This window comes from Kocuria sp. 2SI (assembly GCF_005502825.1).
In the GTDB taxonomy this organism is placed as follows: domain Bacteria; phylum Actinomycetota; class Actinomycetes; order Actinomycetales; family Micrococcaceae; genus Kocuria; species Kocuria palustris.
Genome location: NZ_SCNB01000010.1, coordinates 97,848 through 124,658 on the forward strand (window position 1 = coordinate 97,848; position 26,811 = coordinate 124,658).

Consider the following 26,811-nt stretch of genomic DNA (forward strand, 5'->3'; position numbering starts at 1 on the left):
CGACGCGCGGGGGTCTCAGTCGAGGATCTCGCCGGTGTCCATGTCGACGGCCGGCAGCGGCTCCTCGGAGCCGTCCTGCTCGGCGTGCAGCCCAGCGAAGACCTTCAGCGCCAGGGCGCTGCCGAAGCCGGGGACCTCCTCGAGCTGCTCGACGCGGGCCTCCTTGATCTTCTTGACGGAGCCGAAGTGCTTGAGCAGGGCCTTCTGCTTGGCGGGACCCACGCCCGGGAGGTCGTCCAGCACGGAGGCCGTCATGGCCTTGCCGCGCTTGGCGCGGTGGAACGTGATGGCGAAGCGGTGGGCCTCGTCGCGCAAGCGCTGGACCAGGTACAGGGCCTCGGAGGCGCGCGGCAGGATCACGGGGAACTCGTCGTCCGGGACCCAGACCTCCTCGAGCCTCTTGGCCAGCCCGACGACGGCGACATCGTCGATGCCCAGATCCTCCAGGGCTCGGGCGGCCGCGGCGACCTGGGGCGGGCCGCCGTCGACGATCACGAGGTTCGGCGGGTAGGCGAAGCGCCTGCGCTGGGCGGGGTCATCGGCCAGGTCCTCCTGGTCGAGCTCTCCGGTGCGCGGGGCCTGCTGCTCCTGCTGCTGCTCGAGGTGGCGGCGGAAGCGCCGGTGGATGACGTCGTACATGGAGGCGGTGTCATCGCGGGCTGCCTCTCCCGTGATGGAGAACTTCCGGTACTCGGCCTTCCGGGGCAGTCCGTCCTCGAAGACGACCATGGAGGCCACGACGTTGCTCCCCTGCACGTGGGAGATGTCATAGCACTCGATGCGCATGGGGGCATCGGGCAGATCCAGGGCCTCCTGCAGCTGCTGCAGGGAGGCGGAGCGGGTGGTGATGTCCCCGGCGCGCCGCGACTTGTGCAGGGCGAGGGCCTGCCGCGCGTTCTCCTGAACCGTCTGCATGAGCTGGGCCTTCTCGCCGCGCTGCGGCGTGGACACGGAGACCCGGGAGCCGCGCAGCTCGGTGAGCCACTGCTCCATCTGCTCGCGGTCCTCGGGCTCCTGGGAGACCAGCACGGTGCGCGGGACGGCGTCCTCTCGGTAGTCCATCTCGGCGCTGCGCGGACGGTGGTGGCTGCCCTCCGCGGCCTCGCGGGCGCGCTGGACCTCGCGCTGCTCGACGGCGGCGGACTCGGTCTCGCCGTAGACCTGCTGCAGCAGCACCTGCAGCAGGTGCCCGGCATCGGTCTCCTCCACCTTCTCGGTCACCCAGCCGCGCTGGCCCCGGATGCGTCCGCCGCGCACGTGGAAGACCTGGACGGCGGCCTCGAGCTCGTCGTCGGCCAGGGCGAAGAAGTCGGCGTCGACGGCGTCGGAGAGCACGACGGCATTGCGCTCGAAGGCCTTGCGCAGGGCCTCGACGTCGTCGCGGCGGGCCGCCGCGGTCTCGAAGTCCATCTGCGCCGCCGCCTGCTTCATGAGCCGCTCCTGCTCGCGGATGAACGGCTCGGCGTGCCCGGCCATGAACCGGCAGAGGTCATCGACCAGGTCACGGTGGTCCTCGACCGAGATCTGCCCCACGCAGGGTGCCGAGCACTTGCCGATGTAGCCCAGCAGGCAGGGCCGCCCCGAGCGCTCGGCGCGGCGGTAGACGCCCTTGGAGCAGGAGCGCACCGGGAAGACGCGCAGCAAGGCGTCGAGGGTCTCGCGGATGGCCCAGGCCTGGGAGTAGGGGCCGAAGTAGCGGGTGCCCTTCTGCTTGGCGCCTCGGGTCACCATGGCCCGGGGCACCTCCTCCCCCAGCGTGATGGCCAGGTAGGGGTAGGACTTGTCGTCCCGGTAGGCGATGTTGAAGCGCGGGCGGAACTGCTTGATCCAGGTGTACTCGAGCTGCAGGGACTCCATCTCCGAGCCGACCACGACCCACTCCACGCCGGCGGCCGTGGTGACCATGGCTCGGGTCTTGGGGGCCAGCGTGGACGGCGGGGCGAAGTAGGACCACAGCCGGTTGCGCAGGTTCTTGGCCTTGCCGACGTAGATGACGCGCCCGGTCTCGTCGCGGAAGCGGTAGACGCCGGGGTCCTGCGGTATCTCGGATCGCTGGGGGCGGTAGGAGGCCGGATCAGCCACGCCGGGCATCCCCCTCCAAGGTCGTGGAGGTGTTGAAGGTCTCCGCACGCTCCTGGCCCGACAGCTGCCCGATCGCCTCCATGACCCGGTCGGTCAGCTCACGGCGCTGCCTGCCGGTCTGGCGGCCCTCGGCGCGCGGGACCTCGATCAGCTCGCCCACGCTCACGGTGAACCGGCGCGGGCGCGGCCACGTGGTCCCCAGCGGCTGGACGTCCTGCGTGCCCTCCAGGGCGACGGGGAGGATCGGAGCCCCCGTGCTCAGTGCGGCGTGCGCCACACCGGTGCGGCCGCGGTAGAGGCGTCCGTCGCGGGAGCGGGTGCCCTCCGGGAAGACGCCGAAGACTCCCCCGGCCTCGAGCAGCTCGATCGCCGGATCCATGGCGGCCGCCGCATCGCGACGCGACGAGCGGTCCACCGGGATGATGCCCAGCAGCTCGTAGACCTGGCGCATGGCCCAGCCGCGGATCCCCGGCGTGTTCAGCGGCGAGGCCTTGGCGATGAAGGAGACCCGTCGCGGGAAGATCGCGGAGAGGATGATGCTGTCGATCAGCGCGCGGTGGTTCGAGGCCACGATCACCGGCCCCTCGGCCGGGAAGTTCTCCTTGCCGCGGATCTGCGCGCGGCACAGGACCATGAAGGCGGCGGCCACGGCACGCTGCGTGGTGCGGTAGAGCCCGATCTGCGCGGGGACCGCACGCAGCCTGTCCAGCGCGCTCATCGTGCGCCCCCCGCCCCGACGGCCTCGGCCTGGCCCTCGATGACGGCGCCGTCCAGGATCTCCCGCAGGAACTCGCCCGTGAAGCTGTCCGGCGACGCGGCGACGTCCTCCGGGGTGCCCTGGGCCACGACCGTGCCGCCGCCCGACCCGCCCGTGGGGCCCATGTCCACGACCCAGTCCGCGGTCTTGATGACGTCGAGGTTGTGCTCGATCACCATGACGGTGTTGCCCTTGTCGACCAGGGCGTGCAGGACCTGCAGCAGCTTGGAGATGTCCTCGAAGTGCAGTCCGGTGGTGGGCTCGTCCAGCACGTAGATGGTCTGACCCCGGGACTGGCGCTGCAGCTCCGCGGCGAGCTTGACGCGCTGGGCCTCCCCGCCGGAGAGCGTGGTGGCCGGCTGGCCCAGTCGGACGTAGCCAAGCCCCACATCCACGAGGGTGTTCAGGTGCCGGGCGATCGCCGTGTAGGCGGAGAAGAACTCGGCGGCCTCCTCGATCGGCATGTCCAGGACCTCGGCGATGTTCTTGCCCTTGTACTGGACCTCGAGGGTCTCGCGGTTGAAGCGCGCGCCCTTGCAGACCTCGCACGGGACGTAGACGTCCGGCAGGAAGTTCATCTCGATCTTCAGGGTGCCGTCGCCGGCGCAGGCCTCGCAGCGCCCGCCCTTGATGTTGAACGAGAACCTGCCCGGCTGATAGCCGCGGATCTTGGCCTCCTGGGTGTCCGCGAACAGCTTGCGGATCCGGTCGAACACGCCGGAGTAGGTGGCCGGGTTGGAGCGCGGGGTCCGTCCGATCGGCGACTGGTCCACGTGCACGATCTTCTTGAGCTGGTCCATGCCCTCGATGCGCTTGTGCCGTCCGGGAACCTGCTTGGCGCCGTTGAGCTCGTTGGCCAGGCGGGTGTAGAGGATGTCGTTGACCAGGGAGGACTTGCCCGATCCGGACACGCCCGTCACCGCGGTCAGCACGCCCAGCGGGAACTCGACGTCCACCCCGCGCAGGTTGTTCTCCTTGGCGTCGATGACCTTGAGCATGCGCTTCCGGTCGATCGGCCGGCGCTGAGCGGGCACCGCGATCTCCCGGCGACCGGCCAGGTAGTCGGCGGTGATCGACTCGCGGTTCTCGAGCAGCTCGTCGTAGCCGCCGGTGTGCACGATCCTGCCGCCGCGCTCGCCGGCGCCCGGGCCGACGTCGACGATCCAGTCGGCCTCCCGGATGGTGTCCTCGTCGTGCTCGACGACGATCAGCGTGTTGCCCATGTCCCGCAGCTTGATCAGGGTCTGGATCAGGCGCCTGTTGTCGCGCTGGTGCAGGCCGATGGACGGCTCGTCCAGGACGTAGAGCACGCCGACCAGCCCAGCGCCGATCTGCGTGGCCAGGCGGATGCGCTGGGCCTCGCCGCCCGAGAGCGTGGCGGCCGGGCGCTCGAGGTCCAGGTAGTCCAGTCCGACGTCCAGCAGGAAGTTCAGCCTGGCGTGGATCTCCTTGAGCACCTGGTCGCCGATCTGCGCCTCCCGGGTGGAGAGATCCAGCGACTGGAAGAACTCGAGGGCCTCGCGCATGGGCAGTCGCGTGGCATCGGCGATGGACAGCCCGCCCACGGTCACGCTGAGCATGGTGGGGTTCAGTCGCTTGCCGTCGCAGGCCGGGCAGGGCACCACGCGCATGTACTGCTCGTAGCGCTCCTTGGCCGAGTCCGACTCGGTCTCCTCCCGCTTGCGGCGGATGTAGCCGTAGACGCCCTCGAAGCCCTGGGTGTAGCGGCGCTCGCGGCCCCAGCGGTTCTTGTAGGAGACGGTGACCTTGAAGTCCTTGCCCTCGAGCAGCGCCTTGCGCGCCGCCTTGGGCAGGTCCTTCCACGGAGTGACGAGATCGAAGCCCATCTCCTCGCCCAGTCCCGCCATGAGGCGGTTCCAGTAGTCGCTGTGGGCCTTGCCCTGCGACCACGGCTGGATGGCGCCCTCGACCAGCGTGAGGTCCTCGTCCGGCACGACCAGGGTCTCGTCCGCCTCCAGGCGCGAGCCGATGCCGTCGCACTCCGGGCACGCGCCGAACGGAGCGTTGAACGAGAACGACCGGGGCTCGATCTCCGCGGCCCCGATGGGGTGGTCATTGGGGCAGGCCAGGTGCTCCGAGAACGTGTGCCGGCGCTCCACGCCCTCCGGCAGCTCCTCCCCCTCGCGGGTGACGATCTCGATGACGACGCGGCCGTCGGCCAGCCCCAGCGCGGTCTCGACGGAGTCGGTGAGGCGGCGCTCGGCGCCCTCCTTGATGACCAGGCGGTCGACGACGACCTCGATGTCGTGCTTGATCTGCTTCTTGAGCTTGGGCGGATCGTCCAGCGAGATCTGCTCGCCGTCGATCACGGCGCGCGAGTAGCCGGACGTGATCAGGGAGGACAGCAGGTCCTCGAACTCGCCCTTGCGACGGCGGACGACGGGGGCCAGCACCTGGAAGCGGGTGCGCTCCGGCAGCTGCATGACGCGGTCCACGATCTGCTGCGGGGTCTGTCGCGTGATCGGCTCTCCGCACTGCGGGCAGTGGGGGTGGCCCACGCGCGCCCAGAGCAGTCGCATGTAGTCGTAGATCTCGGTGATCGTGCCGACCGTGGAGCGGGGATTGCGCGAGGTCGACTTCTGGTCGATCGACACCGCCGGAGACAGGCCCTCGATGAAGTCGACGTCCGGCTTGTCCACCCGCCCCAGGAACATGCGGGCGTAGGACGACAGCGACTCGACGTAGCGGCGCTGGCCCTCCGCGAAGATGGTGTCGAACGCCAGGGACGACTTCCCGGACCCGGACAGACCGGTGAACACGACCATGGAGTTGCGGGGGATGGTGAGGTCGACGTCCTTGAGGTTGTGCTCGCGGGCGCCGCGGATCACGATCTCCTTCAGGTCGGCTCCGGGCGCGGTGCTGCGGGGGCTCTCAGGAGCGTGCTGGCTGGGGGTGAGAGTTCGTTCGGACACGTCCGGAATGCTATCGGCAGGAGCCGACACCGCAGGCACGGATCAGCCCACCGCGAAGGCCCCGCCAGGCGACTCAGTGCAGGCCGCGCCGGTAGGCCACCAGCAGCCAGCCCACGTTCACGAAGACCCCGATGATCGCCGGCAGCGCGACCCCGAAGCTCCACAGCAGGCCCGTGGCCGCCGACAGCGCGAAGACCACCAGCCCCAGGAAGCACAGCACCGCCATGACGTGCAGCATCCAGTGCTGGCCCCACAGCCAGATCAGCAGCGGCACGACGTAGAGGATCGTCAGGCCCAGGGCTGTGGTCAGCGAGGGGCCCGGCTCGATCCCCTGGACCTCGGGCAGGGAGGAGGCCTCGACGATCTCGGCGTCGCGGCTCTGCACGTAGATCATGGCCAGGAAGCTCAGCAGCGAGGCGAGGCTCAGGACGATCAGCCGCGGCGGACGACGCGTCTCCCAGACCTCGTCGGCGGGCGGGAGGATCTGAGGCACGGCGGGCTCCTGGGGGTCGGCGGACGGCCTGGTCGGTCTCGAGCGCGGCAGCGCCCGCCGCCAGGGTATCGGGGTCGGACCCGTGGCACGTCTTCCGCAGCCGAGGGGTGAGAGGGGCCTCACATCAGTGCTGTCACGTGCCACGCCGGGGTGCCGCGGGCCGGAAGAATCTCTACAGTGGGCGCCATGAACGTCACCGAGACCGCCGCCATCGAGCTGGCGGAGATCACCGTCCGCCGCATCGTGGTCGGCGAGATGCAGAACAACGTGTACCTGCTCACCTCCAAGGAGCACGGCTCCCAGGTGCTGATCGATGCTGCGGCCGATGCTCGCGCCATCGCCGGGCTCGTGGGCGCCGGCTCCACGGACTGCTCGCTGTCGGGCAGCCTGCAGATGATCATCACCACGCACTCTCACCACGATCACATCGGGGCGCTCGAGGAGGTCAAGTCCCGCTCCGAGGCCGTCACGGCCTGCGGCACCGACGACGAGGACGACATCCACGTCGAGATGGACCTGACGCTCGATGACGGAGACGTCGCCGAGTTCGAGGGCTTCGACCTGGAGGTCATCGGCCTGCCGGGTCACACCCCCGGCTCCATCGGCCTGGTCTACCGCGACCCCCAGGGCCCGGTGCGCATCTTCACCGGTGACGCCCTCTTCCCGGGCGGCGTCGGCAAGACGAACTCGCCGGAGGCCTTCCAGCAGGCCTACACGTCAGTCGTCGAGCGGATCTTCGACCGGTTCGACGACGACACCGTGATCCACCCCGGCCACGGCGAATCCACCACGCTGGGCCAGGAGCGCCCGTCGCTGGACGAGTGGCGCGAGCGCGGCTGGTGAGCCGCAGCCCGTCCGCAGCCTCCGCCCGCTGAGATGGAGATCCAGCGCAGGTCCTTCGACCCGGATGAGCTCGGCGCTCGCGAGACGACGCTGCTGGTCAAGTCCCTGTTGATCCCGCGGCCGATCGCCTGGGTCGGCACCCGCGACGCCGACGGCACGGACAACCTCGCTCCGCACTCGTTCTTCACGATGGCCTCCGAGGAGCCGCCGATCGTGCTGTTCACCTCGAGCGGGCGCAAGGACACCCTGCGGGCGATCGAGCAGACCGGCGAGTTCACGATCTCGCTCATCAGCGCCGCCCAGCGCGAGGCCGCGAACCAGACCTCAGCGCCCTACGCGCCCGAGATCAGCGAGTTCGACGCCGCACGCATCCCCGCTCTGCCCTCCCAGCTCGTCTCCGCCCCGGCGGTCGCCGGCTCCCCCGCCGTCCTGGAGTGCCGGTGCGAGCAGGTCATCCCGGTCGGGGACAGCTTCGTGGTCCTGGGACGCGTCGTGCACGTGAGCGTGGACGAGTCGGTCCTGCGCACCGACGACCGCGGCCGGACGCTGCCGGATGCGCGTCTGCTCGACCCCATGAGCCGTCTGGGGCGCAACGAGTGGGCGCAGCTGGGGACCATCCACGCGATGGACCGGCCGCAGCAGGCCTGAGTGCTGCACCGGCGGGCACCGGGCTGCGGCGGTGCTGCGCTGTCGTCGGGCCTGGCTAGGCTTGGCCCACGATGACACTGCTGAGCGCCCTCTCCCCCGCCCTCGCCGCCGCCGGCTCCCGCTATCTGCGCGGTGACTTCGCGCGCAACCCTCTGAGCTCGGACGAGATCTACGAGGGGTTCCACGGCTGGGCCGCCGAGGCCGGGATCGAGCTCTACCCGCATCAGGACGAGGCCGTGCTCGAGTTCGCAGGCGGCGCCAACGTCATCCTGGCCACGCCCACCGGATCCGGGAAGTCGCTCGTGGCCATGGGCGCGCACTTCGCGGCCATGGCCCGGGGACAGCGCTCGTACTACACCGCCCCTCTCAAAGCGCTCGTGTCGGAGAAGTTCTTCGCGCTGTGCCAGGCCTTCGGGGCGGAGAACGTCGGCATGGTCACCGGCGACTCCGCGGTCAACGCGGACGCGCCGATCGTGTGCTGCACGGCGGAGATCCTGGCCAACATCGCGCTGCGCGAGGGCACGGACGCCGACCTCGGGCCCGTCGTCATGGACGAGTTCCACTTCTACGCCGACCCGCAGCGCGGCTGGGCCTGGCAGGTGCCGCTGATCGAGCTGCCGCAGGCCCAGTTCCTGCTGATGTCCGCCACCCTGGGCGACGTCACCCGGTTCGACGACCGGATGCGCGAGCTCACCGGCCGGGAGACCGCCGTCGTCGACGACGCCGAGCGCCCGGTCCCGCTGAGCTACTACTACTCGGAGGTCCCGGTCCACGAGCAGATCGACGAGCTCGTGAGCACGCACCAGGCGCCCGTCTACGTGGTCCACTTCTCCCAGCTGCAGGCCATGGACCAGGCACAGGCGCTGATGAGCGTCAACGTGCTGTCCAAGGAGGAGAAGGAGCAGGTCGCCGAGATGATCGCCGGCTTCCGCTTCGCGGCCGGCTTCGGCAAGACCCTGAACCGGCTCGTGCGCCACGGGATCGGCGTCCATCACGCGGGGATGCTGCCCAAGTACCGGCGGCTCGTGGAGCAGCTGGCCCAGCGCGGTCTGCTCAAGGTCATCTGCGGCACCGACACCCTGGGGGTGGGCATCAACGTCCCCATCCGCACCGTGCTGATCACCGCGCTGTCCAAGTTCGACGGCAACCGCACCCGGCGGCTCAATGCGCGCGAGTTCCACCAGATCGCAGGCCGCGCAGGGCGTGCGGGATTCGACACCCAGGGCACCGTCGTGGTGCAGGCTCCCGAGCACGACATCGAGAACAAGCGGGCGCTGGAGAAGGCGCGACGCAAGCACGGGGACGACGAGAAGAAGCTGCGTCAGATCCCGCGCAAGAAGCCCCCGCAGGGCTTCGTGGCGTGGTCGCGCAAGACCTTCGAGACCCTCATCGAGGCCCAGCCCGAGCCGCTGCGGGCGTCGTTCCACATCACGCACGCCATGCTGCTGAACCTGCTGCAGCGCCCCGGAGACCCCGTCCGGGCGACCGCCCATCTGATCGCCCACACGGACGCCCCGGCACCGGAGCGCCGCCAGATGGTCCGCGACGCCCTGTCGATCCTGCGCGAGCTGCTGGCCACCGAGGTCGTCGAGAAGCTGCCCGAGCCGGATGAGCACGGCAGCCGCTACCGTCTCACGATCGACCTGCAGGAGAACTTCGCCCTCAACAGCCCGCTCTCGCCGTTCGCCCTGGCCGCGCTCACCCTGCTGGATCCGGAGGCGCCGGAGTACACGCTGGACATCGTCTCCGTCATCGAGGCCACCCTGGACCGTCCGCGCCAGGTGCTGATCATGCAGGAGAAGAAGGCCAAGACCGAGGCCCTGGCCACCATGAAGGCCGAGGGGCTCGAGTACAACGAGCGGATGCGCGAGCTCGACGAGATCACCTGGCCCATGCCGCTGCGAGAGATGCTCGAGGACGCGTTCGAGACCTACCGCACCTCCGCCCCCTGGGTCGCCCAGCATGAGCTGACGCCCAAGTCGGTCGTCCGCGACATGTTCGAGCGCGCCATGACCTTCGGGGACTACGTCCAGCACTACGGGCTGGCCCGCTCCGAGGGCATCCTGCTGCGCTATCTCTCGGACGCCTACCGTGCGCTGCGCCAGACCGTGCCCCAGGACCTGCGCACCGAGCCGTTCGACGACCTCGTCGAGTGGCTCGGCGAGACCATCCGCCAGACGGACAACTCCCTGCTCGACGAGTGGGAGAAGCTCACCGAGGGCGGCTCCCCCGCCGGCACGTCGCAGGACTCCGTCGAGGAGCTGCTCGAGGAGCAGGCCCCAGCGATCACCCGCAATCCCCGGGCCTTCCGGGTCATGGTGCGCAATGCGCTGTTCCAGCGCGTGGAGCTGTTCGCCGACGAGAAGGAGAAGGTCCTGGGCGCCCTCGACGGCGACTCCGGCTGGGACCGGGACCGCTGGGCGGAGGCCATGGACGCCTACTTCGGCGAGTACCAGGACATCTACACCGATGCCCAGTCCCGCGGTCCCGCACTGATCCGCATCGACGAGGGGCCCGAGGGCCTGGACGGCTTCTGGAGCGTCCAGCAGGTCTTCGACGACCCCGACGGCCACCACGACTTCGGGATCAACGCCAGGATCGACCTGGCGGCCTCGGACGAGGACGGGTTCCCCGTGGTGCGCGTCGACAACGTGGGCCCCATCACCGAGACTGGCAGATAATGCGCTTGCAGCACCATAGTGGTCTATGATGCGTTCAGATCCGCATAGGGGGACATCATGTACGCACTGACGGTCGATCGTCGCCGCTCGCGCTCGGAGGGGGCCGAGCTGGACATGGCGGGCGCGCGCGATCGGCTCAACCAGCGGCATCCGGAGGCGGTGCTCCCCTGGAGCATCTCCGCCGGCGACGAGCTGCAGGCCCTGTTCGAGGATCCGCAGACAGTGGTGACCGCCGCGCTGGAGCTGGCCGAGACCGGCCGCTGGCACGTGGGGATCGGCCTGGGGCCGGTGGAGACGCCGCTGCCGGAGACGGTGGCCGAGGCGACCGGGCCGTGCCTGGTCCTGGCCCGCGACGCCGTCGAAGCCGCCAAGAAGCTGACCAGCCGCACCGCGGTGCGCGCGCCGCGCCCCAGTGCTCGTGCGGCTCACGACGCCGACGCCCTGCTGGCGCTGCTGTCGGTCATGCGCCAGCGCCGCACGGACGCCGCCCGTGAGGCGTCCCGGTACGCGGATCAGGGCATGACGCAGGAGCAGATCTCTCAGGTGCTGGGCATCGATCAGTCCTCCGTCTCCCGACGACTGCGCACCGCCCTCTGGTACGAGGAGTCCGAGGCGCGCACCGTCCTCGTGGATCTGCTGGGCCGGGCCCACGAGCGCGGCATGGACGCAGAAGCCAAGCTGGTCTCATGACCTCCGCGGCTTCCCCCGAGCCCCGCTTCACCTCCGGATCGCTCGCAGGCCTGCGCGGGGCGCTGACCGTGTGGCTGCCGGGGGTCGTGCTCGCTGCGACTCTCCTCTGGTGGTTGCTCGAGGGAGTCCCCCTGTGGTGGTCGGCCCCCGCTCTGACGGTCGCCGGTGCTCTGCTGGGCGATCCGGCGGTGCGGCTCGTGCTGGAGATCGCCCGGGACACGGAGACCGCCGAGCGCGCCCGGCTGGAGCACCTGGAGCAGCTGCGCGCGGACCCGGTGCTCAGCGCACCGCAGCCGGAGCCCTCCGAGCAGGAGGAGCAGGACGCCCCGCCGCTGCGCGGAGGTCTCGTGATCGGCGTGCTCGAGCGCATCGCCGTGAGCGTGTGCGTGATCAGCGGCTACGCGACCGGCATCGCCGTGGTCGTGGCGATCAAGGGCCTGGCCCGGTACGGGGAGTTCACCTCGCCGAGCCAGCGCGAGCAGTTCATCATCGGCACCCTCGCCTCGCTGCTCTGGGCCGCCGGCACGGCCGGTCTCGTGCTGCTGGTCTCCCCCGTCGGCTGAGTGCAGCCCCGTCAGCAGAGTCGAGCCCTTCCAGATCCTGCTGCCGCGCGCCTGACGAGCATCGCGCTCGCCGAGCCGGGTGCTTCGGATCCACGAGCCTGCTCGAGCTGACAGACGAAAGACCCCGCCGCCCCAGAAGGGGCGGCGGGGTCTTCGCTCAGGCACTGCGGCCGATGATCAGCGACGCCGATCATCGGGTCAGGCGGTCACTGATCAGCGGCTGTGCTGCCGGTGCCGTTCGCGGCGGTATCCGAGCCGTTGTCTGACGAGGTGCCGGGGACGGCGTCGGTGTCCCTGGGGACGGTCACCGGCTTGGGCGCCTCGCCGGTCCGCTCGTACTCCTGGTGGGCGCCGCGGGCGCGCTCCACGAGGTCCTGGTAGGCGCTGTGGTCATCGATGAGCTCGTCGCGGTGCTTGTCCTTGATGGACGGCATCTTCTCGACCAGGGCGGCGCCCTTGGCGGCCAGCTTCTGGCGCTGCTCGTCCGAGGCGTCCTTCGGCAGGGCGATGTACTCCTTGGACACGCGGCGCAGGCCGTCGACCACGCGCAGGGCGCGGCCCTTGGGGCTGAGCAAGGAGGCCACGACGGTCACGAGCAGGACGCCGACGATCACGGACAGCGACTGGCCGATGGTGACCTCCGGCGGGAAGTGCACGGCCTCGCCGCCGTTGATGAACGGCAGATCGTTCTCGTGGAGGGCGTGGACGATCAGCTTGTAGCCGATGAAGCCCAGGATGACCGCCAGGCCCCAGGAGAGGTAGATGAGGCGATCGAGCATGCCGTCGATCAGGAAGTAGAGCTGGCGCAGGCCCATCAGCGAGAACGCGACGGCGGTGAAGACCAGGTAGGTCTCCTGAGTGAGGCCGAAGATGGCAGGGATCGAGTCGAAGGCGAACAGGATGTCCGTGCCGCCGATGCAGACCATCACGAGCAGCATGGGGGTCATGGCCCGCTTGCCGTTCTCGTAGGTGAACAGCTTGTCGCCGTCGTAGTAGTCGGTGGTGTGCATGTACTTCTTGGCGGTGCGGACGATGAAGTTGTCCGCCTCGTCGTCGTCCTCGCCGGACAGCTCGCCCCGGATGAGTCCGATGGCCGTGAAGATGAGGAAGGCGCCGAAGATGTAGAACAGCCAGGCCAGCTGGTTGATGGCCGCGGCGCCGATGAAGATGAACGCGGTGCGGGCCACCAGGGCGAAGGTGATGCCGAAGAGCAGAACCTTCTGCTGATCAGCCCGCGGCACCTTGAAGGAGGCCATGATGATCAGGAAGACGAAGAGGTTGTCGACCGACAGCGCCTTCTCCGTGATGTAGCCGGCGTAGTACTCGGTGGCGTAGACCCCGCCCCATTCGATCAGTACGAACAGGCCGAAGATCAGTGCGACTCCGACGTAGATCGCCGACCAGATGGCGGCTTCCCTGATGTGCGGCTCGTGCGCCTTGCGCACGTGGAAGAAGTAGTCGAAGGCGAGCATGCCGATGATCACGGCGATGGTCAGCCCCCAGACGAGGGGTGAGACATCCATGGGGAGGTCCTCTCGATGGCAGATCGGGGCGGAAACGCAAGTCTCTCCATCGGCCCGACCCGTTCAGCGCGCTGTGCGCGCTGAACGACGGCGGCCCGATCACTGCACCCGGCGGGGGTTAGGCGCCCCGCGTGCTGACGTGCACAGTGCGATCGGATACTCCCCTACGCTGACCTGCATCTTACACAGGCAGCTCTTGCGATCCGGCTGTGCCGCTCAGGCAGTGCTCAGGATCCGCTGGCCTCGCGGACGTGGCGGATCTCCCGCTTGACGTCGTGCAGCTCGTCGCGGATGCGCGCGGCGAGCTCGAACTTGAGGTCCATGGCCGCCTGGTTCATCTGCTCCGTGAGCTGCTGGGCCAGGTCCTCGAGGCTGTCCGCCGGGACGTCCGAGCGCGACTCGCGCAGCTTGGCGGCCTCGGCATCCGCCTCCTTGGTGCGCTCGTCCCGCCTGCCCTTGGTGGGCGCCAGCTTGCCGCTGGCCCCGGCACGCGCGGCCAGCAGCTCGTGGGTGTCCTCCGACTCGCGGGCCAGCTGCTCGGTGATGTCCCCGATCCGCTTGCGCAGCGGAGTGGGGTCGATCCCGTGCTCCTTGTTGTACGCGATCTGGACGTCGCGGCGGCGATTGGTCTCATCGATGGCGGTGCGCATGGAGTCGGTGATCTTGTCCGCGTACATGTGCACCTGGCCGTCGATGTTTCGCGCGGCACGGCCGATGGTCTGGATCAGCGAGGTGGTGGAGCGCAGGAAGCCCTCCTTGTCCGCGTCCAGGATGGCCACCAGCGAGACCTCCGGAAGGTCCAGGCCCTCGCGCAGCAGGTTGATGCCGACCAGGACGTCGAACACGCCCTGCCGCAGCTCGGAGAGCAGCTCCACCCGGCGCAGGGTGTCCACGTCCGAGTGGAGGTATTGGACCTTGACGCCGTGCTCGAGCAGGTAGTCGGTGAGGTCCTCGGCCATGCGCTTGGTCAGCGTGGTGACCAGCACGCGCTCGTCACGTTCGGTGCGGGCGGTGATCTCGTCCATGAGGTCGTCGATCTGGCCCTTGGTGGGCTTGACCACGATCTCCGGGTCGACCAGGCCGGTGGGGCGGATGATCTGCTCGACGTAGCCGTCCGCCTGGCCGAGCTCGTACGGTCCGGGCGTGGCGGACATGTAGACCGTCTGCCCGATCCTCTCCAGGAACTCGTCCCAGGTCAGGGGGCGGTTGTCCAGGGCCGAGGGCAGGCGGAAGCCGTGGTCCACGAGCGTGCGCTTGCGGGACATGTCGCCTTCGTACATGCCGCCGATCTGCGGGATCGTCACGTGGGACTCGTCCACGATGAGCATGAAGTCGTCCGGGAAGTAGTCCAGCAGGCAGTGCGGGGCGGAGCCGGGGGCGCGGCCGTCGATGTGGCGGGAGTAGTTCTCGATCCCGTTGCAGTAGCCCATCTGCTCCATCATCTCGAGGTCGTACGTGGTGCGCATGCGCAGCCGCTGGGCCTCGACGAGCTTGTTCTGGGACTCGAGCTCCTCCAGCCGATCCCGCAGCTCGTCCTCGATCTGGCCGATGGCACGGGACATGCGCTCGGCTCCGGCGACGTAGTGCGAGGCCGGGAAGACGTACATCTCCTGCTCATCTCGGATGATCTCGCCGGTGACGGGGTGCAGGGTGTAGATGGCCTCGATCTCATCGCCGAAGAACTCGATGCGGATCGCGTGCTCCTCGTACATGGGGATGATCTCCACCGTGTCCCCGCGCACGCGAAACGTCCCGCGGTGGAAGTCCATGTCGTTGCGGGCGTACTGCATGTTCACGAACTGGCGCAGCAGGTCGTCGCGATCGAGCTGGTCGCCCACCCGCAGGGTGACCATCTGCTGGATGTACTCCTCCGGGGTGCCCAGGCCGTAGATGCAGGACACGGTGGAGACCACCACGACGTCCCGACGGGTCAGCAGAGCGTTCGTGGCCGAGTGCCGCAGCCGCTCGACCTCCTCGTTGATCGAGGAGTCCTTCTCGATGAAGGTGTCCGTCTGCGGGACGTAGGCCTCCGGCTGGTAGTAGTCGTAGTAGGAGACGAAGTACTCGACCGCGTTGTTCGGCAGCAGCTCCCGCAGCTCGCTGGCCAGCTGGGCGGCCAGGGTCTTGTTCTGGACCATGAGCAGCGTGGGCCGCTGCACCGACTCGATCAGCCAGGCGGCCGTGGCCGACTTGCCGGTGCCGGTGGCGCCGAGCAGGACGATGTCCTTCTCCCCGTCCTCCACGCGCCGCGTCAGCTCGGCGATGGCCTTGGGCTGGTCGCCGGCGGGCTTGAACTTCGAGATGACCTCGAACGGGGCGACGACGCGATGGATCTCCTGGGCCAGACTCATGGGTCCAGGCTACGGCCAGGCACCGACAGCACAGCAGCCCCCCACAGCTGCGCGGACAGCGCAGCTGTGGAGGGCGATGTCGGGGCACCCGAAGGTCGGTCGGCGCGGGTACGGCGTTCAGCGGCGGCGGGCCGCCGCCGCTGTCTCGTCCGAGTCGACGACGTCCTGCTCGCCGGTGCGGCGGCGGTAGTCCTGCACCACGTCAGGCTGCTCCGGGTGCTCGAGCTCGGGCGAGTGCTCCGGCTCCGTGCCGTGGTAGTGATCTGGGGCGATCACGTACTCCGGATCCAGCTCGCCGGTCTGCGCACGGCGCTCGTACTCCTCCGGCGGCAGCGTGCGCCGCCAGCGGCGGCTCTTCAGCGGAGCCACCTCCCCGGCGTCCTCCCGCATGGCGCGCAGCAGCGACCACATCTGGAAGTAGCCGAGCACGAAGAACGGCAGCCCGATGAGGATCGCGACGTTCTCCAGGGCGCTGAGACCCGACTTGCCGGCGCCGACGAGGATCGTGGCCGCCACAAGGCCGATGGCCACGACCCACCACACCCGCTGGTGCGCCGGTGCGGCGTCGTCATGCCCGCTCGCCATGTTGTCCATGACGAGTCCTGCCGAGTCCATGGACGTGATGAAGAACAGCGTGACGATCACGATCACCAGCACCGAGAACGCCTCCGTGAGCGGGAAATGGCCCAGGAAGGCGAAGATGGCTCCGGGGATGTCTCCCTCCCCCACGACCGTCTCCACGAGACCGCCGCCCTGGTTGAACTCGATGTCGAACACCGCCGTGCCGAAGATCCCGAACCAGATCACGGAGAACAGCACGGGCAGACCCAGGACTCCGCCGATGAACTGACGGATGGAGCGCCCCTTGGAGATCTGAGCGATGAAGATGCCCACGAACGGCGACCAGGTGATCGTCCAGGCCCAGTAGAAGACCGTCCAGCCGTTCTGCCAGCCGGTGTCGTCGAGGGTGTCGTTCCAGAACATGAGTCCCGGGAGCTCCTGCATGTACACGCCGAACCATTCGATGGTGCCGCGCAGCAGCATCACGGTCGGGCCCGAGACCAGGACGAAGACCAGCAGGCCGATCGCCAGCAGGATGTTCGTGTTGGACAGCACCTTGATGCCTCGGTCGAGTCCCATTGCCACGGAGACCGAGGCGACGATGGTCACTGCGGCGATGATGAGGATCTGGCTGAGAGCAGACTCGGAGATGCCGAAGAGGCTGGCCAGTCCGGCGTTGATCTGCAGCGTGCCCAGGCCGATGGACACGGCCACGCCCGTCAGCGTCCCCACCAGCGCGACGATGTCGATCAGCTTGCCGATGGGGCCGTGGATCCGGGCCCCGAGCAGGGGCTGGAACATGGAGGAGACTCGCGGCGGCAGGTTGCGCTTGTACATGAAGTACCCGAAGCACAGCGCAGGCAGGGCGAAGATCGTCCAGGTGTGCAGACCGAAGTGGTACAGCGTGATGGCCATGGCGCTGCGGGCAGCATCCTTGGATTCCGGCTCGACTCCTCGGAAGGGCGGTTCAGCGAAGTGGGAGATCGGCTCGGCGACCGCCCAGAACATGAGGATCGTGCCAATGCCTGCCGCGAAGAGCATGGCGAACCACGCCAGCGTCGAATGCTCCGGACGGGAGTCCTGGGTCCCCAGCCGGAGCCCGCCGAACCTGCTGATCCCCACGTAGATCAGGAAGAGGAGGAAGACGGAGACACCGAGGATGTAGAACCAGCCCAGGTTCTCCATGACCCAGCCCGCTCCGGTGACGAAGACCGCGTTCATGGTCTCGGTGAACAGCAGCGAGCACAGGACGAAGCCGAGCACGATGGCCACGGCGGAGAAGAAGATGATCGGATTGGTGCGAAGACGCGCAGCGTCGTGGAGTCTGTCGAGCATGAGAGCGTCCAGGGCCGACTCGCATGCGCCGCTGCGTCGGCGGAGGTGGTGGGTGACGAGTGCGGAGGCCGCCCGTGCCTGCTCACCAGGGGCGATGAAGCATGGACTCTAGCCGCCTCGAGCGCACTTCCACAGTAGGCCGACGACGGCACTGACCCCAGGCCGAACGGAACACGCCGAGCTGACCTGGGGCTTCGTCCACGTCACACAATCCTCCTCTGCCACCATGCGTCCACTGCGGCCTCGAGCTCGGCCACGGTCCCGTCATTGACCAGGACGTCGTCGGCGGCCTCGCGGCGCTGCTCGTCGGTGGCCTGGGCTTCGATGCGCGCGGCGGCATCCTCCGGGCTCATCCCCCGGTCCTCGACCATGCGCCGGATGCGCTGGGCGCGCGGGGCCTCGATCACCAGGACCAGGTCCATCTGATCCGCCTGCCCGGTCTCCACGAGCAGGGGGATATCCCGCACGATCACCGCATTGGGGCCCTTCTGCGCCCTGGCCTGCTCCACGAGCTCGAGGGAGCGATCCCGCACCAGGGGGTGCACGATCGCGTTGAGCTGCTCGCGCGCCTGCGGATCGGAGAAGATCCGCCGCCCCAGCGCGGGACGGTCCAGGGCGCCGACGTCGTCCAGGATCCCCGGCCCGAACGCCTCCACCATGGGTGCGATCGCGGCACCTCCGGGAGCCTGCAGCTGCCGCACGACAGCATCCGCGTCGATCAGCACCGCGCCGTGGTCCTGAAGCCGTCTGGCCGCCGTGGATTTGCCGGAGGCGATGCCTCCCGTGAGCCCGATCATCGTCATGGGCCCAGGCTAGCGCCCGTCGGCGGGCTCCTCCTGGGCTCTAGGATCGTTCGCATGCCCCAGCGCTACACCGTCCTGGCCCATCACCGCGAGATCAGCCATGAGATCGAGATCAAGCGATCCCGCTTCCTGTGCGTGCTGCGGCGCGTGCAGTCCGAGGACGAGGCGCGCGAGCTGATCGCAGAGCTGCGTCGCCGCCACCACGACGCCCGGCATCACTGCAGCGCCTTCGTGCTGGGGGCCGATCGGATGATCCAGCGCTCCAACGACGACGGCGAGCCCTCCGGCACGGCCGGGGCGCCCATGCTCGAGGCGCTGACGCAGCACCGGTTCCCCTCTTCGCCAGAGGCAGCCCACGACGCCGGCGCCGAGGAGGAGCCAGAGCTCTCCGATGTCTGCGCGGTCGTCGTGCGCTGGTTCGGCGGCACCCTCCTGGGCGCCGGTGGTCTGGTGCGCGCCTATTCGCAGGCCGTGACCGAGACCCTGGACTCGGCGCCGACGCTGGTGCGGGAGCGTCGTCGGCACCTCAGCGTCGCCGTCTCCCCCGCCTTCGCGGGCAAGGTCGACAACGAGCTGCGGGCTTCGGGCATCGCCGTGCTCGACACCGACTACGGAGCCTCCGAGGCCGTGCTGCACACGGGGGTTCCGGACAGGGACGACGCCGTGGGGCACCTGCGCGCCGTCGTGTCCGAGGTGACCTCCGGTCAGGGAAGGATCGACGACGGCGGGACGGGGTGGGTCGACCTGGCCTGAGGACTCGCTCGCCGTGGGCTCGGTCCGATGGTCACCGAACCCGGGGTGGCCAGCTGCCCCGGGCTCAGTCCTGATCGCGGGCCGAGCGCTGGAGATCACCAGGCTGCACGGCAGGCAGCTGACCCGTGGCCCCGCGCTCGGTGCGCCAGGTGCGGGGCTGGTGCGTCTCGTACTCCGGCTCGGTGCCGGGCTCGAAGTCAGGACGCATCGTGTACTCGCTCATGTCCACGTCGTCGTCCTGGGAGCGTCGGTGGTACTCCTCCAGCGGGAGCACCTGCTTCCACTGCCTTGTACGGATGGGACGGGCACCGCCGAAGTCCTCGCGCACCGCCTGGATCACCATCAGCGCCTGCACGAACATCATGGCCGTGATCGGCAGCCCGATGACCTTGATGACCTCCTGCAGCGCCGCCAGCGCGTCCTCGCCGGCCCCCAGCAGCAGCGACACGCAGATCGCGCCCACCGCCAGGGTCCAGAACACGCGCTGGCGCACCGGCGCCTCGTCCTCGTGCCCGGAGGCCATGGCATCCAGCACCAGCGCCCCGGAGTCCAGGGAGGTGATGAAGAAGACCGTGATCAGCACGAGCGCCACCACAGCCGTGAGTTCCAGCAGGGGGAAGTGGCCCAGGAACTCGAACAGCGAGGCCGGGACGTTGCCCTCATCGACGATCGTCTCCACCAGGTTGCCGCCCTCGCGCTGGATCCGGAACGCGTTGACGCCCATGATGCCGATCCAGCACAGCACGAACAGCGACGGAATGATCAGCACGGCGATCACGAACTCGCGGATCGTGCGTCCGCGCGAGATCTTGGCGATGAACATGCCCACGAACGGGGCCCAGGTGGCCGTCCACGCGAAGTAGAACACCGTCCAGGCGCCGGTCCAGTCGCTCTCGCCCCAGGCCGTGTTGAAGAACGACAGCGTGGGCAGCATGGCCAGGTAGCGGCCCGCGGATTCGACGGTGCCCTTCAGGACCTCGGTGGTCGCTCCGAACATCAGCAGGTACAGCAGCAGCGCGATCGCCAGGAAGATGTTGGCGTAGGACAGCCGCTTGACGCCCTTGTCCATGCCCGCGACCACCGACACCAGCGCCGCGGCGGTGATCACGGCGACGATCAGCGCCTGCAGCCACCCGGACATGGGGATCCCGTACATGACGTCCAGGCCGCCGTTGATCTGCATGGCGCCCTGGCCGATGGACACCGCCAGCCCGAAGATCGTGGCGATCACGGCCACCGAGTCGATGGTCTTGCCGATCGGACCGTGGATGCCGTCGCCGAGCAGCGGCTGGAAGGACGACGAGACCCGCGGCGGCAGCTTGCGCTTGTACGTGAAGTACGCGAAAGCCAGTCCCGGAACGATGAAGATCCCCCACATGTGCAGCCCGAAGTGGAAGTTCGCGATGCCCAGCGCATCGGAGGCGGCCTGCACCGACTGCGGCTCCACCCCGTACATGGGCGGATCGGCGTAGTGCGTCACCGGCTCGGCCACGCCCCAGAACATGAGCACAGCGCCCACGCCGGCGGCGAAGAGCATCCCGAACCAGGCCAGCCCGGAGTACTCGGGCTCGGCGTCGTCGTCCCCCAGCTTGATCCGACCGTAACGGCTCATCGCCAGGGAGAAGGCGAAGATCAGCATGCAGGTGATCGCCGTGACGTAGAACCAGCCCAGGTTCGCAGTGATCCACGCGGCCAGGGAGCCGAAGATACCGGCGACGCCGTCGGGGAAGACCACCATGATGATCGCGAAGACCACCACGAAGCCGGAGGTCGAGAAGAAGATCTGCGGGCTGGTCCGCAGCCCCAGTCGGTCGTGGAGCCTGGTGAGCATGAGGGGGTCTCCCGGTGGTGTGGAGAGGATGGGCTGCGCGTGCCGGTCCGCGGCATGAGCGGGTGGGGCCGTCTGGCGCCCGGAACACACTATCGGGATCCTCGCGATGCTCAGCACTCTGCCGAATCGCGTGTCCCCAGCTCCCTGCCGCCTCCCCCGGGCAGCGCGAAGGCCCCCTTGCGCATCGCAAGGGGGCCTTCGTGGATGTCCGTCAGGTCAGAGCCCGACGGCGACGCTGATCAGCGGGTGATCAGTTGCCGGTGAGCTTCTCGCGCAGAGCGGCGAGAGCCTCGTCCGAGGCCAGCGTGCCGCCATCCTCCGCCGGAGCATCCGACGAGTAGGAGGACGGAGCCGACGAAGCGGACGACGAGGAGCTCGACGACGAGGAGGACGAGGTGGCGACACCGGCGCCGGCGACGGCGGCCTCGGCATCCTCATTGAGGTGACGACGCACCTGCTCCTTGTGGGCCTCCCAGCGGCCCTGAGCCTCGGCGTACTGCTGCTCCCAGGCCGCGCGCTGCTCCTCGAAGCCCTCGATCCACTCGTTGGTCTCGGGATCGAAGCCCTCGGGGTACTTGTAGTTGCCCTGCTCGTCGTACTCAGCAGCCATGCCGTACTGAGCCGGATCGAACTCGGTCGAGTCCGGATCCACGCCCTCGTTGGCCTGCTTGAGCGACAGCGAGATGCGGCGGCGGTCCAGGTCGATGTCGATGACCTTGACGAACAGCTCCTCGCCGACGGAGACGACCTGCTCGGCCATGTCCACGTGGCGCTGAGCCAGCTCGGAGATGTGCACCAGGCCCTCGATGCCGTCCTCGACGCGCACGAACGCGCCGAAGGGGACGAGCTTGGTGACCTTGCCCGGCACGACCTGACCCAGGGCGTGGGTGCGGGCGAAGAGCTGCCAGGGATCCTCCTGGGTGGCCTTCAGCGACAGGGAGACGCGCTCGCGGTCCATGTCGACGTCCAGGACCTCGACCTTGACCTCCTGGCCGACCTCGACGACCTCGCCCGGGTGATCGATGTGCTTCCAGGACAGCTCCGAGACGTGCACCAGGCCATCGACGCCGCCGAGATCGACGAAGGCGCCGAAGTTGACGATCGAGGACACGTGGCCCGTGCGGACCTGGCCCTTCTGGAGCTTGTTGAGGAAGTCGGAGCGGACCTCGGACTGGGTCTGCTCGAGCCACGCACGACGCGAGAGCACGACGTTGTTGCGGTTCTTGTCGAGCTCGATGATCTTGGCCTCGAGCTGCTGGCCGATGTACGGAGCCAGATCGCGGACGCGACGCATCTCGACGAGCGACGCGGGCAGGAAGCCGCGAAGACCGATGTCGAGGATGAGGCCGCCCTTGACGACCTCGATGACGGTGCCGTTGACGACGCCGTCCTCCTCCTTGATCTTCTCGATGTCGCCCCAGGCGCGCTCGTACTGGGCGCGCTTCTTGGAGAGGATCAGGCGGCCTTCCTTGTCCTCCTTGGTGAGGACCAGGGCCTCGATCTCATCGCCGACGGCCACGACGGAGTCGGGGTTGATGTCGTGCTTGATCGAGAGCTCGCGAGACGGGATGACGCCCTCGGTCTTGTAGCCGATGTCGAGGAGGACCTCGTCACGATCGACCTTGACGACGGTGCCTTCCACCAGGTCGCCGTCGTTGAAGTACTTGATGGTCGCATCGACGGCGGCGAGGAAGTCCTCCTCGGTTCCGATGTCGTTGACGGCAACCTGCGGGGTGGTGGTGGTCATGTAGTAGGGACTCCGATGGAATTGATGATGGTCAGTTCGGGCTGCTGCTCGCCTGTGGAGCGCATGCGCCGATGGCTTGCAGTTCGTACGAGTGCGCAGTACGCACCGACGGAAGTCTAGCCGCCCGGTCTGCGGCCTTCAACATGTCCGGACACTTCCGTCGCGCCGTGTCAAGCCGAAGCCGGAGGTGCCGGAGCTCAGTGCGCCGCGGCGTTCCAGTCGGGGCCGGTGCCCACGTTGACCTCGAGCGGAACGGTCAGCTCGGCGGCCGCGCCCATCTGCTCGCGCAGGATCTCGGTGACCCGCTCCACCTCTCCCGGAGCGGCCTCGACCACGAGCTCGTCGTGGACCTGCAGCAGCACGCGCGAGCGCAGTCCCTCGCGGGACAGCTCGGCGTCCACGTTGATCATGGCGCGCTTGATGATGTCCGCGGCCGAACCCTGGATGGGGGCGTTCAGCGCGGCGCGCTCGGCTCCCTGACGCGCCTGGCGGTTGTCGCTGGCCAGATCCGGGAGGTAGCGGCGGCGTCCGTCGATCGTGGCGGTGTAGCCGACCTCCCGAGCCTCCTCGACGACGCCGCGCAGGAAGTCGCGCACGCCGCCGAAGCGCTTGAAGTAGTCGGACATCATGGTCCGGGCCTCGTCCACCGAGATCTGCAGCTGCTGGGACAGGCCGTAGGAGCTCAGCCCGTAGACCAGTCCGTAGCTCATGGCCTTGACCTTGGAGCGCATCTCCGGCGTCACGTCCTCCGGGGCGACCCCGAAGACCTTGGAGCCCACGTACCGGTGGAGGTCCTCACCCGCACGGAAGGCCTCGATCAGGCCCTCATCGCCGGACAGATGCGCCATCACGCGCATCTCGATCTGGGAGTAGTCGGCGGTCACCAGGGTCTCGAATGGGCCCTGATCGTCCTGGCCCACCACGAACACCGCACGGGTGCGGCGCCCCTCCTGGCTGCGCACCGGGATGTTCTGCAGGTTCGGATCGGTCGAGGACAGCCGACCGGTGGCGGCCACCGTCTGCTGGTAGTCGGTGTGGATGCGGTCATCCTCGGCAACCGCCTGGCGCAGGCCCTGCACGATCTGCCGCAGCTTGGTGAAATCGCGCCAGCGCATCAGTGCGAGCAGGAAGCGGGCGCCTTCGGAATCGGGATCGACCTTGCCGAGCAGGTCTGCCACTGCGGAGGCGGAGGTCGTGTAACCGGTCTTGATCTTCTTGGTCGGCGGCAGCCCGAGGGTCTCGAAGAGCACGACCTGCAGCTGCTTGGTGGAGCCCAGGTTGATCTCCGCCGCGCCCTCCTCCCGGGACACGATCTCCTGCGCGGTGTCCCACGCCTGCTGGATCGGGCCGTCGAGGTCGTCGATCAGCTCTGCCACGCGCTGGGCGTCGACGGCCACGCCGGTGAGCTCCATCTGCCCCAGGATCCGGGCCAGCGGGAGATCCATGTCCGTGAGCAGCCCGAGCTGGTCGTCGGCCTGCAGCTTCTCGCGCAGCACGCGCGAGAGCTCAAGGGTCGACAGGGCCAGCGAGGCCTCATGCAGCAGCCGCGCCTGGGAGGTGCGGGCAGCGGTGCCGGGCTCCCCCGCGGAGACGTCGAGCGCGGTCTGGCCTTCAGCGGCGGAGTCGTCCTCCCGGAACTGCTCGACCTCGATATCCAGGTGGGTGGCCAGCAGGCCCTCGAGGTCGTAGTGCGTGCGCGCCGGCTCCAGGAGGTAGGCCGAGAGCTGGATGTCATCGACCGCACCGGCGAGCTCGAGCCCGCGGACGGTCAACGACTTCCACAGCTCCTTGAGGCCCACGGCCACCTTGGGCTGCTCGGCATCGGCCAGCCACGCGGCCAGGGTCGACTCCAGCTGCGCGTCCGAGGCCGTGAGATCCAGTCGCAGTGCGGACGGTGACTTCGCCTCGGCGCCTGCGCACACCAGCAGCAGCTCGGTGATCTCGCGCGCACCCGGCAGGCGGGCGTCGTCGTCGTGGCGGATGGGGCGCACGACGACCTCGCCCTCGGCGTCCTCCAGCCAGGCCGTGAGCTCTGCGGAGGATTCGGCGTCCTCGACCGACTCGATCGTGGGTGCGGAGGCTCGGGGGGAGTCGTCGTCGGCGGCGAGGGCGTCGAAGAGGCGCCCGCGCAGGCCCGAGCCGAACTCGAGGGCATCGAACAGCTCGTCGACCTTCTCGGCATCCGGGGCGGGCAGCGCCGCGTCCGCCAGGTCGAAGCCGAGCTCGAGCGTGGTCTCCAGGCGATTGAGCTTCCGGTTGCGACGGACCAGGTCCAGGTTCTCGCGAAGGGCCGCGCCCTTCTTGCCCGTGATCTTGTCCGCGTTGTCGATGATCGACTCGACGCGGCCGTAGGCCTCGATCCACTTGGCCGCGAAGCCCGGTCCCACGCCGGGGACGCCGGGCAGGTTGTCCGCCTGCTCTCCGGTGAGAGCCGCCAGGTCCGGGTAGTTCTGCGGGGCCACCTTGTACTTCTCCATGACCGCCGCCGCGTCCATGAGCCGCAGATCCGACGGCGTGCGTCCCGGGTAGACGATGGTGACGTTCTCGTCGACCATCTGGAAGGCGTCGCGATCGCCGGAGAAGACCAGGACCTCGAACTCCTGAGCGGAGCCCGCAGCCGACAGGGTGGCCAGGACGTCGTCCGCCTCGTAGCCCTCCTTGGTCACGATCGGGATGTTCAGCGCCTGCAGGATCTCCTGGATGCGCTGGACCTGTCCGTGGAACTCCTCGGGCGTCTCATCGCGGCCGCCCTTGTACTCGCCGTACTCCTGGGAGCGCAGCGTGGGGCCGTCGAGGTCGAAGGTCACCACCAGATGCGTGGGCTTCTGCTCGCGCAGCATCTTGGCCATGGTGTTCAGGAAGCCGTAGACGGCCTCCGTGTGCGTGCCGTCCGAGGTCACGAACGACGGACCGCTGCCGTACTCCGCGGCCCGCGACAGAGCGAAGAAGGCGCGGAAGGCCAGCGAGTGGCCGTCGATCAGCAGCAGGCGCCGCTCCGGGCGCTCGATCCGCTGCGGCAGCGGGATCTCGACGGGGTCGTCCGTCTTGATCCCGATCGTGACGGAGTCGGGGGCGGCGGTCTCGGTGCTGGTCTTCGTGCTCACGGGCCCATCCTAGGGGCGCGCCCGGACAGCACGACGCCCCTCATCCCCTCCCCGATCGGCGCGCGGGACACGGGTGGGTGCTCAGCCCACCTGGTTGAGGATCGCGTCGGCGACCTCGCGCATGGACAGGCGGCGGTCCATAGAGGTCTTCTGGATCCAGCGGAAGGCCTCCGGCTCGGTCAGGCCCATGCGCGAGATCAGCAGCGACTTGGCGCGCTCGACCAGCTTGCGGGTCTCGAACTGGTCCTTCATCTCGGTGACCTCGTCCTCGAGCGCCACGATCTCGTCGAAGCGCGAGACGGCGATCTCGATCGCGGGGATCAGATCTGCGGCGGTGTAGGGCTTGACCACATAGGCCATGGCCCCGGCTTCCCGGGCCCGCTCCACGAGCTCCTTCTGGCTGAAGGCCGTCAGCAGCACGACCGGGGCGATGCGCTCGGCGGCGATCTCCTCGGCGGCGGAGATGCCGTCGAGCACCGGCATCTTCACGTCCATGAGCACCAGATCGGGCTCGTGCTCGCGGGTCAGCTCCACCGCACGGCGGCCGTCGGCGGCCTCCCCCACGACGTCGTAGCCCTCGGAGGACAGCATCTCCACCACGTCCATGCGGATCATGGAGTCGTCCTCGGCCACGACCACGCGTCGGCGCTGTGCTGCGTCCGATGCTCCAGCGTCGTCGGCTTGGGATTCGGAGCCGCCCGGGACGGGGAGATCCAGCGGTTCGGTGTTCTCGGTCACGGCGGTGGCTCCTTCGGCACAGGCGACAGGATGGGCTGGGCCTCCCGCTCACTGCTCCGGGGACCTCGAGCACGTGTCGGAGCCGCAGGACTGCGCCCCGACAGGCGATGCTCCCAGCCTAGTCATCCATGCCGCGGCGTGCCGGATCCCTGCGGTAGAGTTCTGCGTGCGCATCGCGCGCCCAAGTGGCGGAATCGGCAGACGCGCCGCACTCAAAATGCGGTTCTTCGGAGTGTGGGTTCGAGTCCCACCTTGGGCACCCTGTGATGTCTCAGTACATCGGAAACACCCCGAACCCTCAGGTTCGGGGTGTTTTTCGTTGTGGCTGGTACTTCCGCGTGGGGTCCAGGGTGAGCTCGCGGAGGATCTCTCCGG

Annotated in this window: 18 protein-coding genes and 1 tRNA gene; 7 read left to right on the top strand and 12 right to left on the bottom strand. The window is 68.8% G+C overall.

Translation table 11 applies throughout. From position 1 onward, the window contains the following. Positions 1-15: 15 nt before the first annotated feature. From uvrC to FFS25_RS07665, 4 genes are all read right to left on the bottom strand, one after another. Positions 16-2,082, bottom strand: coding sequence for an excinuclease ABC subunit UvrC (gene uvrC / locus FFS25_RS07650; protein ID WP_058871105.1), 2,067 nt, complete (start codon positions 2,080-2,082; stop codon positions 16-18). Further along, positions 2,075-2,800 (bottom strand): lysophospholipid acyltransferase family protein, encoded by a 726-nt coding sequence (locus FFS25_RS07655; RefSeq protein WP_082676867.1) that lies wholly within the window; start codon positions 2,798-2,800, stop codon positions 2,075-2,077. The genes uvrC and FFS25_RS07655 overlap by 8 nt, the downstream gene beginning before the upstream one ends. After that, positions 2,797-5,772, bottom strand: coding sequence for an excinuclease ABC subunit UvrA (gene uvrA / locus FFS25_RS07660; protein WP_137802442.1), 2,976 nt, complete (start codon positions 5,770-5,772; stop codon positions 2,797-2,799). Before uvrA ends, FFS25_RS07655 begins: the two co-directional genes overlap by 4 nt. Positions 5,773-5,845: 73 nt before the next feature. Further along, a complete protein-coding gene (locus tag FFS25_RS07665) occupies positions 5,846-6,265 on the bottom strand; it encodes a hypothetical protein (RefSeq protein WP_058870898.1) in 420 nt (139 codons plus the stop codon). A gap of 186 nt (positions 6,266-6,451) precedes the next feature. On the opposite strand from FFS25_RS07665, the gene FFS25_RS07670 reads away from it, so the two are divergent. The 5 genes from FFS25_RS07670 (at position 6,452) to FFS25_RS07690 (ending at position 11,690) form a co-directional block, all read left to right on the top strand. Continuing rightward, positions 6,452-7,108, top strand: coding sequence for an MBL fold metallo-hydrolase (locus tag FFS25_RS07670; protein WP_058871108.1), 657 nt, complete (start codon positions 6,452-6,454; stop codon positions 7,106-7,108). 33 nt (positions 7,109-7,141) lie between these two features. Next, positions 7,142-7,756 (top strand): flavin reductase family protein, encoded by a 615-nt coding sequence (locus FFS25_RS07675; protein WP_058870899.1) that lies wholly within the window; start codon positions 7,142-7,144, stop codon positions 7,754-7,756. Between the two features lie 71 nt (positions 7,757-7,827). Next, positions 7,828-10,437 carry a DEAD/DEAH box helicase gene (locus FFS25_RS07680; RefSeq protein ID WP_058870900.1) on the top strand — a complete coding sequence of 870 codons (2,610 nt, stop codon included), beginning with the start codon at positions 7,828-7,830 and terminating at the stop codon, positions 10,435-10,437. A 57-nt stretch (positions 10,438-10,494) separates the two neighbouring features. Beyond that, positions 10,495-11,127, top strand: coding sequence for a transcriptional regulator (locus FFS25_RS07685; RefSeq protein ID WP_137802443.1), 633 nt, complete (start codon positions 10,495-10,497; stop codon positions 11,125-11,127). Then, the gene (locus tag FFS25_RS07690; protein ID WP_024290462.1) at positions 11,124-11,690 is read left to right on the top strand and encodes a hypothetical protein; all 567 of its coding nucleotides are present in this window, start codon (positions 11,124-11,126) and stop codon (positions 11,688-11,690) included. Before FFS25_RS07685 ends, FFS25_RS07690 begins: the two co-directional genes overlap by 4 nt. 206 nt (positions 11,691-11,896) lie before the next feature. On the opposite strand, the gene FFS25_RS07695 is transcribed toward FFS25_RS07690, so the two are convergent. The 4 genes from FFS25_RS07695 to coaE form a co-directional block, all read right to left on the bottom strand. Further along, positions 11,897-13,213: a TerC family protein gene (locus FFS25_RS07695; RefSeq protein WP_058870902.1), complete on the bottom strand. Its 1,317-nt coding sequence runs from the start codon at positions 13,211-13,213 to the stop codon at positions 11,897-11,899. A gap of 227 nt (positions 13,214-13,440) precedes the next feature. Continuing rightward, complete coding sequence (gene uvrB, locus FFS25_RS07700) at positions 13,441-15,564, bottom strand: excinuclease ABC subunit UvrB (RefSeq protein WP_058870903.1); 2,124 nt, start codon at positions 15,562-15,564, stop codon at positions 13,441-13,443. 117 nt (positions 15,565-15,681) lie between these two features. Beyond that, positions 15,682-17,460: a BCCT family transporter gene (locus FFS25_RS07705; protein WP_137802444.1), complete on the bottom strand. Its 1,779-nt coding sequence runs from the start codon at positions 17,458-17,460 to the stop codon at positions 15,682-15,684. A 203-nt stretch (positions 17,461-17,663) separates the two neighbouring features. Continuing rightward, positions 17,664-18,263 (bottom strand): dephospho-CoA kinase, encoded by a 600-nt coding sequence (coaE, locus tag FFS25_RS07710; RefSeq protein WP_058870905.1) that lies wholly within the window; start codon positions 18,261-18,263, stop codon positions 17,664-17,666. 54 nt (positions 18,264-18,317) lie between these two features. Between coaE and FFS25_RS07715 the strand changes: the two genes are divergently transcribed. Next, positions 18,318-19,016 (top strand): IMPACT family protein, encoded by a 699-nt coding sequence (locus tag FFS25_RS07715; protein WP_058870906.1) that lies wholly within the window; start codon positions 18,318-18,320, stop codon positions 19,014-19,016. Between the two features lie 64 nt (positions 19,017-19,080). On the opposite strand, the gene FFS25_RS07720 is transcribed toward FFS25_RS07715, so the two are convergent. From FFS25_RS07720 to FFS25_RS07735, 4 genes are all read right to left on the bottom strand, one after another. Further along, complete coding sequence (locus FFS25_RS07720) at positions 19,081-20,847, bottom strand: BCCT family transporter (RefSeq protein WP_058870907.1); 1,767 nt, start codon at positions 20,845-20,847, stop codon at positions 19,081-19,083. A 250-nt stretch (positions 20,848-21,097) separates the two neighbouring features. Next, positions 21,098-22,594 carry a 30S ribosomal protein S1 gene (gene rpsA, locus FFS25_RS07725; protein WP_006213207.1) on the bottom strand — a complete coding sequence of 499 codons (1,497 nt, stop codon included), beginning with the start codon at positions 22,592-22,594 and terminating at the stop codon, positions 21,098-21,100. Positions 22,595-22,791: 197 nt separating this feature from the next. Next, positions 22,792-25,698 (bottom strand): DNA polymerase I, encoded by a 2,907-nt coding sequence (polA, locus tag FFS25_RS07730; RefSeq protein WP_137802445.1) that lies wholly within the window; start codon positions 25,696-25,698, stop codon positions 22,792-22,794. An 81-nt stretch (positions 25,699-25,779) separates the two neighbouring features. Then, positions 25,780-26,436, bottom strand: a complete 657-nt coding sequence (locus tag FFS25_RS07735; protein ID WP_171004133.1) for an ANTAR domain-containing response regulator — start codon at positions 26,434-26,436, stop codon at positions 25,780-25,782. A gap of 179 nt (positions 26,437-26,615) precedes the next feature. Here FFS25_RS07735 and FFS25_RS07740 point away from each other — a divergent pair. Beyond that, a tRNA-Leu gene (locus FFS25_RS07740) sits at positions 26,616-26,695 on the top strand. Positions 26,696-26,811 lie beyond the last annotated feature (116 nt).

Coding starts and splice junctions, on each gene's coding strand:
- FFS25_RS07655 (WP_082676867.1), bottom strand. CDS start 2,800: ATGAGCGCGCTGGACAGGCTGCGTGCGGTCCCCGCGCAGATCGGGCTC.
- FFS25_RS07670 (WP_058871108.1), top strand. CDS start 6,452: ATGAACGTCACCGAGACCGCCGCCATCGAGCTGGCGGAGATCACCGTC.
- FFS25_RS07675 (WP_058870899.1), top strand. CDS start 7,142: ATGGAGATCCAGCGCAGGTCCTTCGACCCGGATGAGCTCGGCGCTCGC.
- FFS25_RS07680 (WP_058870900.1), top strand. CDS start 7,828: ATGACACTGCTGAGCGCCCTCTCCCCCGCCCTCGCCGCCGCCGGCTCC.
- FFS25_RS07685 (WP_137802443.1), top strand. CDS start 10,495: ATGTACGCACTGACGGTCGATCGTCGCCGCTCGCGCTCGGAGGGGGCC.
- FFS25_RS07690 (WP_024290462.1), top strand. CDS start 11,124: ATGACCTCCGCGGCTTCCCCCGAGCCCCGCTTCACCTCCGGATCGCTC.
- FFS25_RS07695 (WP_058870902.1), bottom strand. CDS start 13,213: ATGGATGTCTCACCCCTCGTCTGGGGGCTGACCATCGCCGTGATCATC.
- uvrB (WP_058870903.1), bottom strand. CDS start 15,564: ATGAGTCTGGCCCAGGAGATCCATCGCGTCGTCGCCCCGTTCGAGGTC.
- FFS25_RS07705 (WP_137802444.1), bottom strand. CDS start 17,460: ATGCTCGACAGACTCCACGACGCTGCGCGTCTTCGCACCAATCCGATC.
- coaE (WP_058870905.1), bottom strand. CDS start 18,263: ATGACGATGATCGGGCTCACGGGAGGCATCGCCTCCGGCAAATCCACG.
- FFS25_RS07715 (WP_058870906.1), top strand. CDS start 18,318: ATGCCCCAGCGCTACACCGTCCTGGCCCATCACCGCGAGATCAGCCAT.
- FFS25_RS07720 (WP_058870907.1), bottom strand. CDS start 20,847: ATGCTCACCAGGCTCCACGACCGACTGGGGCTGCGGACCAGCCCGCAG.
- rpsA (WP_006213207.1), bottom strand. CDS start 22,594: ATGACCACCACCACCCCGCAGGTTGCCGTCAACGACATCGGAACCGAG.